Source organism: Phenylobacterium sp., from assembly GCF_030651185.1.
Classification (GTDB): Bacteria; Pseudomonadota; Alphaproteobacteria; order Caulobacterales; family Caulobacteraceae; genus Phenylobacterium.
In genome coordinates this window covers 52,712-66,737 of record NZ_JAUSCJ010000018.1, presented here as the reverse complement: position 1 = coordinate 66,737, position 14,026 = coordinate 52,712, and the positions used below count along the sequence as shown (strand labels likewise).

The 14,026-nt window shown below is 70.3% G+C and carries 13 protein-coding genes; 10 read left to right on the top strand and 3 right to left on the bottom strand.

Annotated features, from left to right (window positions below):
• The first annotated feature begins 108 nt into the window (after window positions 1–108).
• The 5 genes from Q7J39_RS07815 (at window position 109) to Q7J39_RS07795 (ending at window position 7,274) form a co-directional block, all read left to right on the top strand.
• Window positions 109–2,937: a [protein-PII] uridylyltransferase gene (locus tag Q7J39_RS07815; RefSeq protein WP_304822453.1), complete on the top strand. Its 2,829-nt coding sequence runs from the start codon at window positions 109–111 to the stop codon at window positions 2,935–2,937.
• Between the two features lie 39 nt (window positions 2,938–2,976).
• Window positions 2,977–4,608, top strand: coding sequence for a murein biosynthesis integral membrane protein MurJ (gene murJ, locus Q7J39_RS07810; protein ID WP_370690012.1), 1,632 nt, complete (start codon window positions 2,977–2,979; stop codon window positions 4,606–4,608).
• 147 nt (window positions 4,609–4,755) lie between these two features.
• Window positions 4,756–5,793 (top strand): tryptophan--tRNA ligase, encoded by a 1,038-nt coding sequence (gene trpS / locus Q7J39_RS07805; protein ID WP_304822451.1) that lies wholly within the window; start codon window positions 4,756–4,758, stop codon window positions 5,791–5,793.
• Between the two features lie 176 nt (window positions 5,794–5,969).
• Window positions 5,970–6,443: a universal stress protein gene (locus Q7J39_RS07800; protein ID WP_304822448.1), complete on the top strand. Its 474-nt coding sequence runs from the start codon at window positions 5,970–5,972 to the stop codon at window positions 6,441–6,443.
• Window positions 6,444–6,473: 30 nt separating this feature from the next.
• Window positions 6,474–7,274 carry an SDR family oxidoreductase gene (locus tag Q7J39_RS07795; RefSeq protein WP_304822445.1) on the top strand — a complete coding sequence of 267 codons (801 nt, stop codon included), beginning with the start codon at window positions 6,474–6,476 and terminating at the stop codon, window positions 7,272–7,274.
• On the opposite strand, the gene Q7J39_RS07790 is transcribed toward Q7J39_RS07795, so the two are convergent.
• Window positions 7,271–7,957, bottom strand: coding sequence for a MarC family protein (locus tag Q7J39_RS07790; protein ID WP_304822442.1), 687 nt, complete (start codon window positions 7,955–7,957; stop codon window positions 7,271–7,273). The two genes, Q7J39_RS07795 and Q7J39_RS07790, sit on opposite strands and share 4 nt — an antisense overlap.
• 75 nt (window positions 7,958–8,032) lie before the next feature.
• Between Q7J39_RS07790 and pyrF the strand changes: the two genes are divergently transcribed.
• Window positions 8,033–8,743 (top strand): orotidine-5'-phosphate decarboxylase, encoded by a 711-nt coding sequence (gene pyrF, locus Q7J39_RS07785; RefSeq protein WP_304822439.1) that lies wholly within the window; start codon window positions 8,033–8,035, stop codon window positions 8,741–8,743.
• 49 nt (window positions 8,744–8,792) lie between these two features.
• On the opposite strand, the gene Q7J39_RS07780 is transcribed toward pyrF, so the two are convergent.
• Together Q7J39_RS07780 and Q7J39_RS07775 are read right to left on the bottom strand one after the other, a co-directional pair.
• Entirely contained in the window at window positions 8,793–9,368 is a 576-nt protein-coding gene (locus Q7J39_RS07780; protein ID WP_304822435.1) for a hypothetical protein, read from the bottom strand.
• A gap of 127 nt (window positions 9,369–9,495) precedes the next feature.
• Window positions 9,496–9,693: a DUF1674 domain-containing protein gene (locus tag Q7J39_RS07775; RefSeq protein WP_304822432.1), complete on the bottom strand. Its 198-nt coding sequence runs from the start codon at window positions 9,691–9,693 to the stop codon at window positions 9,496–9,498.
• A gap of 139 nt (window positions 9,694–9,832) precedes the next feature.
• Between Q7J39_RS07775 and Q7J39_RS07770 the strand changes: the two genes are divergently transcribed.
• The 4 genes from Q7J39_RS07770 to Q7J39_RS07755 are packed head-to-tail and all read left to right on the top strand — an operon-like array spanning window position 9,833 to window position 14,007.
• Window positions 9,833–10,219 (top strand): hypothetical protein, encoded by a 387-nt coding sequence (locus Q7J39_RS07770; RefSeq protein ID WP_304822429.1) that lies wholly within the window; start codon window positions 9,833–9,835, stop codon window positions 10,217–10,219.
• Between the two features lie 57 nt (window positions 10,220–10,276).
• On the top strand, window positions 10,277–11,563 hold the full coding sequence (locus Q7J39_RS07765; protein WP_304822426.1) for an RsmB/NOP family class I SAM-dependent RNA methyltransferase: 1,287 nt from the start codon (window positions 10,277–10,279) through the stop codon (window positions 11,561–11,563).
• A 43-nt stretch (window positions 11,564–11,606) separates the two neighbouring features.
• A complete protein-coding gene (gene rpe, locus Q7J39_RS07760) occupies window positions 11,607–12,272 on the top strand; it encodes a ribulose-phosphate 3-epimerase (RefSeq protein ID WP_304822423.1) in 666 nt (221 codons plus the stop codon).
• A gap of 7 nt (window positions 12,273–12,279) precedes the next feature.
• Complete coding sequence (locus Q7J39_RS07755; RefSeq protein WP_304822420.1) at window positions 12,280–14,007, top strand: heparinase II/III family protein; 1,728 nt, start codon at window positions 12,280–12,282, stop codon at window positions 14,005–14,007.
• Window positions 14,008–14,026: the final 19 nt, after the last annotated feature.

The following is a 14,026-nucleotide window of genomic DNA, read 5'->3' as shown; positions in this document are numbered from 1 at the left end:
CCGGCGCCCCAGGCGCCGGCCTTTTTCTTTGCCCGCGCCAACCTGCGGGCTTCGCGCCCACGACGGCGCGGCCCTATATGGCGGGGACCGGTTTTCCTTAGGTTTCCCATGCCGCCACGTCTGCGCCCCACGCGCCTGGAATATGTCGTCGACGGCCTGCGGCTGCGCGCCCAGCTTTCGGCCGCGGCCCTGGATGCGGCGGGCGACGAGGCCGAGCAGCGCCGCCGGGCCCTGGATATCCTCAAACAGGCCCTGTTCCGTGGCCGGATGATCGCCAAGGAGCGGCTGGAGAACGGCGCCGGCGGCATCGAGACCGCGCGGCTCCTGTCTGGGGTGACCGACGAAGTCGTCACCGCGCTCTATGATTTCACCACCGTCCACGTGTTCCGCGCGCGCAACCCCACCGAGGGCGAGCGCCTGGCCCTGATGGCGGTCGGCGGCTATGGGCGCGGCACGCTCGCGCCCTTCTCCGATCTCGATCTGCTGTTCCTGCGGCCCTACAAGCAGACCGCCCACGCCGAGAGCGTCATCGAGTTCATGCTCTATGCCCTGTGGGACCTGGGCTTCAAGGTCGGCCACGCCTCGCGCACGATCGAGGAGTGCATCCGGCTCTCCAAGGAAGACTTCACCATCCGCACCTCGATCCTGGAGGCCAGGCGGCTGACGGGGGACGAGAAGCTGGCCGACGAGCTGACGCGGCGGTTCGCCGCCGAGGTGGTGAAGGGCTCGGGCGCCCAGTTCGTCGCCGCCAAGCTGAAGGAGCGCGACGAGCGCCACGCCCGGGCCGGCGCCAGCCGCTACCTGGTGGAGCCCAACGTCAAGGAGGGCAAGGGCGCCCTGCGCGACCTCAACACCCTGTTCTGGATCGCCCAGTACCTGAACCCCTCGGCCCAGGCGCGGACCGACGGCATCGTGCATCTGGAGATGTTCGAGCGGCAGGAGGTGGCGGCCTTCCTGCGCGCCTTCGACTTCCTGTGGGCGGTGCGCTGCCACCTGCATTTCGCCACCGGCCGCCCGGAAGAGCGCCTGACCTTCGATCTGCAGCCGGAGATCGCCCGGCGCATGGGTTATGGCGACCGCGGTGACGCGCCGGCCGTCGAGCGGTTCATGCGGCGCTACTTCCTGATCGCCAAGGAGGTTGGCGCGCTGACCCGTGTCTTCGCCGCCAAGCTGGAGTCCGAGCGGGTCAAGCAGCAGCCCAAGGGCATCTCCCGCCTGCTGCCGGGCCGGGGCAAGCCGCGCAAGACCATGCTCGAGGCCGGCTTCCACGAAGAGGGCGGGCGGCTCAACATCGACACGCCGGAAATCTTCCAGGCCGATCCGATCAACCTGCTGCGGCTGTTCCGTGCCGCCGACCGCCGCGATCTGGACCTGCACCCCGACGCCTTCACCGCGGCGACCCGTTCCCTGACCCTGATCACGTCGAAGACCCGGCGCGATCCGCGCGCCGCCAAGGTGTTCCTGGACATCCTGGCCCGTGGCCGCGACCCGCAGCGGACGCTGACCCTGATGAACGAGGCCGGGGTTCTGGGTCGCTTCCTGCCGGAGTTCGGCCGGGTCGTCGCCCAGATGCAGTTCAACATGTACCACTCGTACACGGTGGATGAGCACACCCTGCGGGCGGTGGGCGTGATCGCCGAGATCAAGGCCGGCCGCTTCGCCGAAGACCATCCGCTGTCGACGGCGATCATGCCGCTGATCGACGATCCAGAGGCCCTGTTCCTGGCCATGCTGCTGCATGACACCGGCAAGGGCGGAGCCGGCGGCCAGGAAAAGGCTGGCGCCCGGGCCGCGCGCCAGGCCTGCGAACGCCTGGGCCAGGATCGCAAGCGTATCGAATTGGTGGCTTGGCTGGTGGAGCATCACCTGGTGATGAGCGACTACGCCCAGAAGCGCGACGTGTCGGACCCGCGCACGGTGGTGGACTTCGCCCGCATCGTGGAGACGCCCGAACGCCTGCGCCTGCTGCTGGTGCTCACGGTCGCCGACATCCGCGCCGTGGGGCCTGGCGTCTGGAATGGCTGGAAGGGCCAGCTGCTGCGCGAGCTCTATGCCGCCACCGAGGCGGTGTTCCGCGGTGGCCGGGGCTCGGACGCGGCGGCCGCCGTGCGCCGTTACCACGAGAACGCCGCCTATGACGCCCGCATGCGGCTGGTGGCCGTCGACCCCGCGGCCACCGCCTGGGCCCAGGCCATGGAGGACGCCTACTTCACCTCCTTCGCCGAGAGCGAGGTCCACGGACACGCCGCCCTGGCCCGCCGCGCGGAAAAGAGCGGCGCCGCCGCCGAGGGGCACATTCGTCCCGGCCTCAACGCCTCGGAGGTTGTGGTCGCCGCCCCCGACCGCCCCCGCCTGTTCGTGGACCTGGCCCAGGCCGTGACCGCCGCCGGGGCCAATGTCATGGGCGCCCGGGTGTTCACCTCGCGCCAGGGCCAGGCGCTCGACGTCTTCTATGTGCAGGACGTCACCGGGGCGGCCTATGGCTCGGACAATCCCAAGGCCCTGACACGTCTGGCCGACGCCCTGGAGGCCGCCGCCCGCGGCGAGCCCCTGAAGACCGAAGCCAAGCGGTTGAGCGATCTCGGTCGCGCCGCGGCCTTCTCCATCATTCCCACGGTGATGCTGGACAACGACGCCTCGGAGGTCTCGACGGTGGTAGAGGCCTCGGGCCGCGACCGTCCGGGCCTGTTGGAGGCCCTGGCCCAATCCATCTCGGAAGCCGGTCTTTCCATCCTCTCGGCCCATATTGACGGCTATGGCGAGCGCGCCGTCGACGCCTTCTATGTGGTGGACGCCAAGGGCAAGAAGCTCACCGACCCCAAGGCCATGACAAGCCTGAAGGCGGACCTGATGCTGGCCCTGGACGAGGCCGAGGCTTCGGCCTCGTCGAAGTCGCGGTCCAACCTGCAACGGGCCCGCGCCAGCGTGGCGCGCTGATCGCTTGACGGCGCGCCTGGCCCTGCGCACAGAGCGGGCGTGAGCGAACCCACCCCGCCTTCGACGCCCGTCCCCGCCAAGTCCGGCGGGATGATCCGCTCGTCGATGATCTATTCGGCCCTGACCCTGGTCAGCCGGTTCATGGGCCTGGCCCGGGACCTGGTGATCACCGCGCGGCTGGGGGGCAGCAGCAACATCGCCGCCGACGCCTATTTCACGGCGCTGGCCTTCCCCAACCTGTTCCGCCGCATCTTCGCCGAGGGCGCCTTCGCCGCGGCCTTCGTGCCGGACTATTCACGGCGGCTGGCCAGCGACGGCAAGGAAGCCGCCGACGCCTTCGCCGCCGACAGCCTGGCCACCCTGGCCGCCGCCACCGTGGCGGTGACGGTGCTGTGCCAGCTGGCCATGCCCTGGCTGATGATGGCCTACAGTCCCGGCTATATGAGCGACCCGGCCAAGTTCAAACTTGCGGTGCTGCTGACCCAGATCACAATGCCCTACCTGGTGTGCATCTCGATCGCCTCGCTGTTCGCGGGCATCCTGACGGCGCGGGGGCGGTTCGTGATCTACGGGCTCTATCCCACCATCCTCAACCTGGTGATGCTGGTGGCGGTGCTGCCGCAGAAGGACCCGACCCAGGCGGCCTTCGCGGCTTCGGTGGCGGTGCTGGTGGCCGGGGTCGGCCAGGCCGCCATCTGCTGGTGGGGCGCGCATCGAACCGGCGCCCGGGTGCGCCTGCAAGCCCTGCGGTTCACGCCGGAGATCAAGGCGCTGGTCAAGCGCGCGGTGCCCGGCGTGATCGCGTCGAGCGCCGTGCAGATCAACCTCTTCATCTCCGCCATCCTGGCCTCCCAGGTGGCGGGCATGCGGGTCTGGCTCAACGTCGCCGAGCGGTTCTACCAGCTGCCGCTGAGCCTGGTGGGGGTCGCCATCGGGGTGGCCCTGCTGCCCCGGCTGTCCACCGCCTTCCAGCTGAAGGATCATGAGGACACGCAAGGGGCGATGGACCAGGCCATCGTCTTCGCCCTGGCGCTCAGCCTGCCGGCCGCCGCCGCCCTGATGGCCATGCCGGTCTATCTGACCGACGGCCTGTTCGCCCGGGGCGAGTTCACCTATGCCGACGCGGCCTCCTCAGCCGCGCTGCTGTTCCACTACGGCTGGGGGCTGCCGGCCTTCATCCTGATCAAGATCCTGCAGCCGGCCTTCTTCGCCCGCGGCGACACCAAGACCCCGATGCGGTTCTCGCTGATCTCGGTGGCCGTCAATATCGTGCTGGGCGTGGCGCTGTTCTACACCATCGGCTTCCCCGGGATCGCCATCTCCACGGCCATCGCCTCCTGGGGCACCGTGGCCCAGATGGCGATGTTGCTGTGGCGCGAGAAGATCTATCGCCCCTCGGCCCGGGCCACCGGCAAGATCCTCCGGGTGCTGGCCGCCAGCGCGGTGCTGGGCGTCATCCTGGCCTTCGCCACCCACTTCCGCGATGTGATCGAGGCGCCCCTGGCCGGCATCGGTGGGGCCAAGGAGATCGCCGTCCTGGCGATCTGCCTGCTGGGCGGCCTGCTCTACCCGGCCCTGCTGTTCGCCTTCGGCGGCGTCACGCCGTCGGAGGTGCGCGGAGCGTTCAAGCGGCGCAAGGGCGACGTGGCGGTCTCGGTCCCCGACCTCTGACGGACTTGCCCAATGACCCCGCGCGGACTATTCGCATCGGTCATGGCTTATCCGGACACAATCTCCTGGCGATGGCGCAGCGCCTGATCCCGCTCTCGCGGCGCGCCGATGTGCGCCACCACGTCCTCTGTTTCAAAGCCTGACCTCATGACCGAACAAGCTCCCGCCGCCTATGCCGGATCCAAACGCGTGCTCTCCGGCGTCCAGCCCTCCGGGGCCCTGCACCTGGGCAACTATCTCGGCGCCCTGGTGAAGTTCACCCGGCTGCAGAACGAGATGGAGACCTTCATCTTCGTGGCCGACATGCACGCCATCACGGTGTGGCAGGACCCGAAGCTCCTGACCTCCCAGGTCCGCGAGATCGCCGCGGCCTATCTGGCCTCGGGCCTGGACCCAGCCAAGGCCACCATCTTCCCGCAGTCGGCGGTGCCCGAGCACGCCCAGCTGGCCTGGGTGTTCAACTGCGTCGCCCGCCTCGGCTGGCTCGACCGGATGACCCAGTTCAAGGACAAGGCGGGCAAGCACAAAGAACGCGAGAGCGTCGGACTCTACACCTATCCGGTGCTCCAGGCCGCCGACATCCTGATCTACAAGGCCACCCACGTGCCCGTGGGGGAGGATCAGCGGCAGCACCTGGAACTGACCCGGGATATCGCGGCGAAGTTCAACCACGACTTCGACGCGCCGGGCTTCTTCCCGCTGCCGGAGGCCCTGACCGAGGGGCCGGGCGCGCGGATCATGTCCCTGCGCGACGGCTCGGCGAAGATGAGCAAGTCCGATCCGTCGGACAATTCCCGGCTCAACCTGATGGACGACGCCGACGCCATTTCGCAGAAGATCCGCAAGGCCCGCACCGATCCCGATCCCCTGCCCGAGACCCTGGAGGAGCTGAAGGATCGCCCCGAGGCCCTGAACCTGATTGGCATCTATGCGGCGCTCTCCGAACGCACCGCCGCCGATGTGTTGGCGGAGTTCACCGGCCAGGGCTTTGGCCAGTCCTTCAAGCCGATGCTGGCGGACCTGGCGGTGGCCAAGTTCGGCGCCATCAGCGGCGAGATGCGCCGCCTGATGAGCCAGCCCGATGAGATCGACCGCATCCTGGCGGCCGGCGCGGAGAAGGCCCGCGAGGCCGCGGCGCCCACCCTGGCCGAGGTGAAGAAGATCGTCGGCTTCTGGGGCAGCTGAACCTACTTCTTCCGTCATCCCGGACGGCCGCCAGGCCGATCTGGGACCCGTCCACCCCAACCGGGGCCCAGCGCACCGCCCCTGGCTCCCGGCTCTCCGCTTGGCTGCGGCCGGGATGACGTGATGGGTTGAGCGGGATGCTTGCGCTTCCCCTCGCCGCAAGCCACCGTCCGTCCATGAGCCAACGCAAGTTCCTGGTCATCGCCGACGACAGCCCGGAGTTCCACGCCGCGCTGAAGTTCGCCTGCCGCCGCGCGCGGTCCACCGGGGGCCATGTCGCCCTGCTGCGGGTGATCGAGCCGGCCGTCTTCGAGCACTGGTCAGGCGTCCGCGAGGAGATCGAGCGCCAGGCCCGCGAGGAGGCCGAGGCGGCCCTGCAGAAGATGGCCGAGTTCGTCATCGCCGAGACCGGCATGGCCCCGGAATTCATCATCGAGCATGCCGACAACACCCGGGTCGCCCTGCGCAAGGTGATCAGTGAGGATGCGGCGATCAAGATTCTGGTCCTCGCCGCCGCCGTGGAGGGGCGTGGCGCCGGACCCCTGGTCACCGCCATCGCCAAGGAGGGACTGAAGTGGGGCGATCGGAAGGTGCCGGTCACTATTGTCCCCGGCGACCTGACCGACGACGAGATCGCCGATCTGGCGTAAGGACGCCGCAGGACTCAGGACGGGGCACGCATGGACCGCAAACTGGCGCTGATCACCGGGGCGTCGGCCGGAATCGGGGCGGCCTTCGCCAAGATCTACGCCCGCCACGGCTATGACGTGGCGCTCACCGCCCGCCGCGCCGACCGCCTGGAGCGTCTTGCCGAGGACATCGGCCTGCGCCACGGGGTCGAGACCCTGACCTTCGCCGCCGACCTGGCCGATCCCGCCACCCCCGGCGCGATCCTCGATCACCTCACCGCCCACGGCCGGGTGGTGGACGCCCTGGTCAACAACGCCGGCTACGGCCAGCCCGGGACCTATGCCGACACCACCTGGGAGCAGCAGGCCGCCGCCCTGCAGGTGATGCTGACGGCGCCCAGCGAGCTGGCGCATCGGGTGTTGCCGGGCATGGTGGACCGCCGGTTCGGGCGCATCGTCAACGTCGCCTCACTGGCGGGCCTGATCCCCGGTTCGGCCGGTCATACCCTCTACGGCGCCACCAAGAGCTACCTGGTGAAGTTCTCCCAGAGCCTGCACCTGGAGAACCTGGCCACCGGGGTCCATGTCAGCGCGCTCTGCCCCGGCTTCACCTATTCCGAATTCCACGACGCCAACGGCACGCGGGAAAAGATCAGCGCCTCGACCCCGCCCTGGCTGTGGCTGGGCGCCGACGAGGTGGCCGCCGCGGGCTACGAGGCCGTGGAGGCCAACCGCGCCGTGGCGGTCCCGGGCGCGCCGAACAAGGCCATCGCGGGCCTGGTGAAATTGATCCCCGACGAATGGGCCCTGGCCCTGATGGCCGCCCAGGGGCCGCGCTTCCGCAAGATCTAGTGGGCGTAGGGCGCGGCCGCCTTCCGCAAGATCACGTCGTGGGTGCTATCGGCGATGCCGATCATCACGAACTGAACCGCCAGGGCGCAGAGGATCAGCCCCAGAACGCGGACCACGATGGTCAGGCCGATCTTGCCCAGCATCCGGGTGATCAGCGGGCTGGCCCAGAAGGCCAGCATGGTGGAGAGCGCGGTGGCCGCGATGACGCCGACCCCGACCGCGGCCCCCATCAACCCGAAGCGCTTGGCCTCGCTGGCATAGATGATCACGGTGGAGATGGCGCCGGGCCCGATCAGCAGGGGCATGGCGAAGGGGACGATCATCCGCTCGAAGCGCTTGCGGGCGTGGGCGCGGCCCTCGCCGGCCACGGCCTCTTCGTCGGCGTCGACGCTGCCGGCCATGTTGCCGCGCACCATGTCCAGGCCCAGCAGGAACAGGATAATGCCGCCGGCCATCCGGAAGGCCGGCAGGGAGATTCCGAAGAAGGCCAGCAGGGACAGGCCCGAGAAGTAGAAGAAGGTCAGGAAGAACAGGATGAAGAAGGCGATATAGACCGCGATCAGCCGCGAATCCTTGCTCTTCACCCCCACCGTGGCGGCGGCGAACAGCGGCACCGTGCCGATCGGGTCGATCAGGGCGAAAAGGGCGACGAAGAAGTTGACCGCGAAGTCTGCCGGGCTCATTGCAGCGTCTTAGCCCAATTCGTTTCCCGCGCCGACCTCTGTGAGAGGGTCTGAGCGCCTGCCCGGAGCTAAGCCATGTCCGAGACCCTGGTCAAAGCCGATCCCCGCCTGATCATCCCGCTGGACCTGCCCACCGTGGCCGAGGCCCGCGCCATCGTCGAGGCGCTCTCCGACACCGTCAGCTTCTACAAGGTGGGGCTGGAGCTGTTCGCCACCGGCGGCGGCATGACCCTGGCCGGCGAGTTGAAGGCCAAGGGCAAGCAGGTGTTCCTGGACTGGAAGCTGCACGACATCGGCACCACGGTGCAGCGCTCCACCGCGGTGCTGGCCGATAGCGGCTGCGATTTCCTCACCGTGCATGGCGAACCCCAGGTCATGGAGGCCGCCGTGCGCGGCAAGGGCCGGTCCAACCTCAAGATCCTGGCGGTGACCGTGCTCACCAGCCTGACCGACGCCGACCTGGTCGAGATGGGCTTCTCGGAGACCGCGCGCTCCCTGGTCGAGCGCCGCATCCACCAGGCGGTGGCCGCCGGCTGCGACGGGGTGGTGGCCAGCCCGCACGAGGCGGCCCTGGCGCGGTCCATCGGCGGCAAGGACTTCCTGGTGGTGACGCCGGGCGTGCGACCCGACTGGTCGGCCAAGAACGACCAGGCCCGCGCCGCCACCCCTGCCGACGCGCTCAAGGCCGGCGCCTCGCACCTGGTGGTGGGTCGCCCGATCACCGCCGCCAACGAACCCCGCGAAGCGGCGATCCGGGTCGCCGCGGAGATGGCGGGCGCCTACTGAATCTCGGAGATCATGGGTGGCCGGGACAAGCCCGGCCATGAGATCCAGATTACTTATGCCCGCCGTAGCCACCCTTGTGGCTGCCGCCGCAGGTGTTGCACCCGCCGCCGCCGCCCTTGTGGCCACCGCCACCCCGGCCGATATTGATGCTGACGTGGCTGCTGGAGCTGGCCGAGGCTGAGGCCCGCGCGCTGGCGCTGGCGCCAGCGCTGGAGCCCGAGCCCGCGCCGGCGAACCCGCCGCCGGCCACGTAACCACCGCCGCCACCGCCGTAGCCGCCCTCGGGATAGGGGCCGACGCCGCCGTCGTAGCTGAAGGCGTTGCTGAGGATCAGTTCGCCGCACTGGCGGCAGTCGCCGCAGCTCTCCGCCCGACAAGGCGGCGGGCCGCGATCCTCGTAGCGGTCTTCGTAGGCGCGCTCGTGCGCGAAGGCGGCGCATTGGCCGCAACTGGGGTAGCCGTAGTGCTGGGCCACGTCGCCATAGGTGCGCAGGCTGTAGCCGCCGCTGTAGCTGCTCTGGCCGCCACGATAGCTGTCGCCACGGCCGCTGCTGCAGGGGTTCGGGCATCCCGCCAGGGCGGCGCTCGCACTGAAGGCCAAGGCCAGACCCAACACGGTTCGCATTAACCAGGACATCACGCTCTCCGCCACACGTCTTCAGCGGAAACCTAGGCGGCATAAGCGGTTGCGGCGACTGTTCACGCCTCAGGCGCGAAAGCTCCGGCGCGAAGGGTTAACAGGCTGGGCCGTGTCAGAAGTCGACGGCGATGCCCTTGCGTTCCCAGTCGCCGAAGCGGGTGGGCTCGAGACCTGCGGGGCCGCCGTTCTCCGCCGCCAGCTGGGCGTCCTGTTCGGCGGCGTGACGGGCGGCGGCTTCTTCCAGCGCGCGGCGGGCGGCGGGGGTCAGCGGCTTGCCGGGGGCGGCGTTGGGGGGATCAGAGTCGGCCATGCGCTGAATTTACGCCCGCACGGCGTCCGGCGCCAGTTCGCGCCAAGCGTTGCCATGGCGAACAACCCATTTTAGGTAGTCAAACCGTGTTCGCCCAGGCCGCGCCTCGGCGACGACGCGCAACATTCGGGGGAGTGTCATGTCCAAGATTTCCGTCGCCTTCTTCGGCGCCGCCGTCCTCTACGCCCTGACCGGCATGTGCCTGGGCATCTTCATGGGCACGACCGGCGACCACAGCCTGTCGCCGGTCCACGCCCACATCAACCTGTTGGGCTGGGCGACGCTCGCCCTGATGGGGACCTTCTACGGCTTGGCTGGCGCCCAGACGCCCACCCGCCTGGCCTGGACCAATTTCGTGGTCTCCAACCTCGGCAACCTGATCAGCCTGCCGCTGCTGGCCCTGCTGCTGAAGGGCGACACCAGCGTGGCGCCGATCATGGGCGCGGGTGAGGTGCTTCTGGTCCTGGGCATGCTGATCTTTGGTGTGTCCATCCTCAGCGTCGCCCGCAAGCCGGCCTTGGCCTGAGGCGCTCCGGCGACGTCGGGGCTTGCCTAGGGGCCGATTTGCGGGCACGCCGCCCGCGTGACCGACCTTTCAGCCTCCGACGCCGCCGGCCTGCCCGCGCGCCGCGCCGCCCTCGACCTGCTCGCAGCGGCCCTCAACCGCCGTTCGGGCTTCGACGAGGCGGCCGCCACGCCCGCCTTCCGCAATCTTGAACCCCGTGACCGGGGGTTCGCCCGCGCCCTGGTGCTGGCGACCTTGCGCCATCTCGGCCCCATCGACCGGGCTCTCGACGGCCGCATCTCCCGAGAGCCGCCCGAGGTGGTGCGCAACATCCTGCGGCTGGGCGCCGCCCAGGCCTTCGTGCTGGGCACACCCGCCTTCGCCGCCGTCGGAACCAGCGTCGACCTGGTGGCCGAGCTGAAGGAGGGCCGGGCGTTCAAGGGCGTCGTCAACGCCATCCTGCGCGGCCTGACCCGCGAGCCGCCGGACATGACCGATCCGGAACTGCTGGCCCCGCCCTGGCTGTTCAGCCGCTGGGCCGCGGCCTTCGGCGAGGACGCCGCGCGCGCCATGGCCACCCTGATCGCCGCCGAGCCGGCCACCGATCTCAGCCTCAGGGCGCCGTCGCCGGACCTGGCGGCCGCCCTGGAAGCCGAGGAACTGCCCGGCGGCACGCTACGATCTGCCCTGCGCGGCGAGATCTCCACCTGGCCGGGCTTCGCCGACGGCGCCTGGTGGGTGCAGGACGCCAGCGCCGCCGTGCCCGCGCGGCTTCTGAACATGAAGCCCGGCGAGAGCGCCCTCGACCTCTGTGCGGCCCCCGGCGGCAAGACCCTGCAACTGGCCGCCGCCGGCGCCTCTGTCGTGGCCGTCGATCGTTCGGCCGCGCGCCTGGTCCGGGTGGCGGAGAATCTCGCCCGCATGGGCCTCACCGCCGAGACCGCCACCGACGACGCCGGAAGCTGGCCCGACACCCGCACCTTCGACGCGGTGCTGCTGGACGCGCCCTGCAGCGCCACGGGCACCTATCGCCGCAATCCCGACGTCCTCTGGGCCGCCAAGCCCGGCGATGTCGCCGCCCTGGCCGGGGTCCAGTCTCGACTGCTGGACTCGGCGGCCAGGCGCGTGAAGCCGGGCGGCCGCCTGGTCTATTGCGTCTGCTCCCTGGAGCCGGAGGAGGGCGAGGCCCAGACACCGGGCTTCCTGGCCCGCAATCCGGAGTTCGCCCTGGCGCCGATGACGCCCGGCGAAGGCGGGGCGCCGGAGGCCAGCCTGCGGTCGGACGGGACGCTTAGAATCCTGCCACATCATCGGGTGGGCGGGACCGACGGCTTCTTCGTCGCGCGCTATGTGCGAGCGAGCTGAGGTCGGCCTTGTCCCCGCCATCTGGCCCCGCTAAGTCGGGATCATGACCGCGCGCACCCCGATCATCGCCCCCTCCATCCTGGCGTCCGACTTCGCCAAGCTTGGGGAGGAATGCCGCGCGGTGGAAGCTGCCGGCGCCGACTGGCTGCATATCGACGTGATGGACGGCCACTTCGTGCCCAACATCACGCTCGGCCCCGACATTGTGAAGGCGCTGAAGCCCCACGTCTCGATCCCCTTCGACGTTCACCTGATGATCGCCCCGGTGGACAACTACCTGGAGGCCTTCGCCGAGGCCGGCGCCGACATCATCAGCGTCCATCCGGAGAGCGGCCCCCACCTGAACCGGACCCTCAAGCGCATCCGGGAACTGGGCTGCAAGGCGGGCGTGGTGTTCAACCCGTCCACCTCGCCCTCGGTGATCGAGTGGATGATGGACGAGATTGACCTGATCCTGGTGATGTCGATCAATCCCGGCTTCGGCGGCCAGAAGTTCATGCACTCCCAGCTCGCCAAGATCGCCAGGCTCCGCGAGATGATCGACGCCACCGGGCGAGACATCGATCTCGAGGTCGACGGCGGGGTCACGGTGGAAACCGCCCCGCTCTGCATGGCGGCCGGCGCGACGGCCCTGGTGGCGGGCACCGCGGTGTTCAAGGGCGGGCCCAGCGCCTACGCCGCCAACATCGCCGCCCTCAAGGGCGGGTAGGACGGGCATGGCGGGCGGCCTTCCGGCTTTGTCTCGCCTGCCCGGCCGAGTCTTCCTTCTTGCGCTGGCCCAGGGCCTGCAGCGCCAGGCGCGCCGGGAATGGGCGGGCAACCCCCTGCATCGCTGGCTGCTGGCCAGGCCGCGGCCTGAGGGTCTGGCCGCCAGTCCGCGCAACCCCCGTCCCGTCAATCCGGAGGCCGGCCGCCGCATCCTCGATGGTCGCTTCGTGTTCGGGGGCGCCACCCTGGAGACCGGGACGAGGGGCGACCCCTGGGATCGGCCCAGCCCGACGCGACGGTTCGCCGCGGTCCTGCATCGTTTCGACTGGATGCCCGACCTGCTCTCCACCGGGGAGGCCGGCGCGGCGGAGGGTCTGCGCCTGACCCTCGACTGGTCGCGGGTGTTCGGCCGCTGGAACGGGTTCTCCTGGGCGCCGGAGGTGCTTGAGCGGCGAACCTTCAACCTGGCCTGCGCCGCGACGACCCTGTGCGCCCGAGCCTCGGACGCCGAGGTCGCCCTGATCACCCTGGACCTCGCCCGCCAGGCCCGACATCTGCTCGACAGCATCGACGGTCCGGTCCGGGCCGCCGAACGCGCCGTGGCCGCGACCCTGGCCGGGACGGTCCTGTCCGGTGAAGCCGGCGAAAAAATCATCGATCGCGGGCTGCTACGCCTCGAACGCGCCCTGCCGGTGACCGTTCAGCCCGACGGCGGCCACGCCTCGCGCAGCCCGCGGGCGGCGCTGGAGCTGCTCCTGGACCTCCAGGCCCTGGACGAGGCCCTGGTCCAGCGCGGCATTGCGGCGCCCGATGAGATGATGCGGGCCATGGACCGGCTGACGGGCGCGGTGCGCTTCTTCACCCTGGCCGATGGCTGCCTGCCCGACCTGCAGGGGGGCGAGGCCGCCAGCCGGCACTATGTCGCCGCCGCCCGCGCCAGCGAGGAGCAGACCCAGCGCCCGCCCGTCGCCCGCAACGGTTATCAGCGGCTGGAGGCCCGCAGCCTGCAGATCCTGGCCGACTGCGCCCCGCCCGCCCAGGGGGCCTGGAGCGTCACGGCCTGCGCCCAGCCGCTCGCCATCGAGGTGCTGGCGGCGGGCCGCCGCATGATCGTGGCCTGCGCCTGGTCGCCGGAAGCCAACGGCCCCCAGGCCCTGCGCCTGGCCGACGCCAGCTCGACGGTGGGGGTGGGGGACGCGGCTTGTGGTGAACCTTTACGCGGCTTTCGGGCCAGCGCCCTGGGCCCGCGCCTGATCGACGCCTATGACGCCGTCGCCGCCCAGCGGCACGAGACGGGCCAGGCCCTGTGGCTGGAGATGTCGCACGAAGGCTGGGTCCCGCGCTTTGGCCTGCGCCACGAACGCCGCCTGTTCCTGGATATCGCCGCCGACGAACTGCGGGGCGAGGAGCGACTGACACCGGTGGCCGAGGCCTCCGGAGACCCGGAAGCCCGCCGCTTCGTGCCCTTCATGGTCCGCTTCCACGTCCACCCCGATGTCCGCGCCAGCCTGGCCCGCGATGGCAAGAGCGTGCTGCTGAGGGGCGAGGGGGACGAGACCGGCTGGTGGCTGCGCAACGACGCCCAGGAGGTGGCCGTGGAAACCTCGGTCTATTTCCAGGAGGGCCTGCCCAAGCGGACCCACCAGATCGTCCTGCGCGGCAACGTCCGCCTGGACGCCGGGGCCCGGGTGCGCTGGAAGCTCGCCGCGGCCGAGGCCTGGCCGCCGCCGCATTGACCCACGGCCCCGCTCGGCC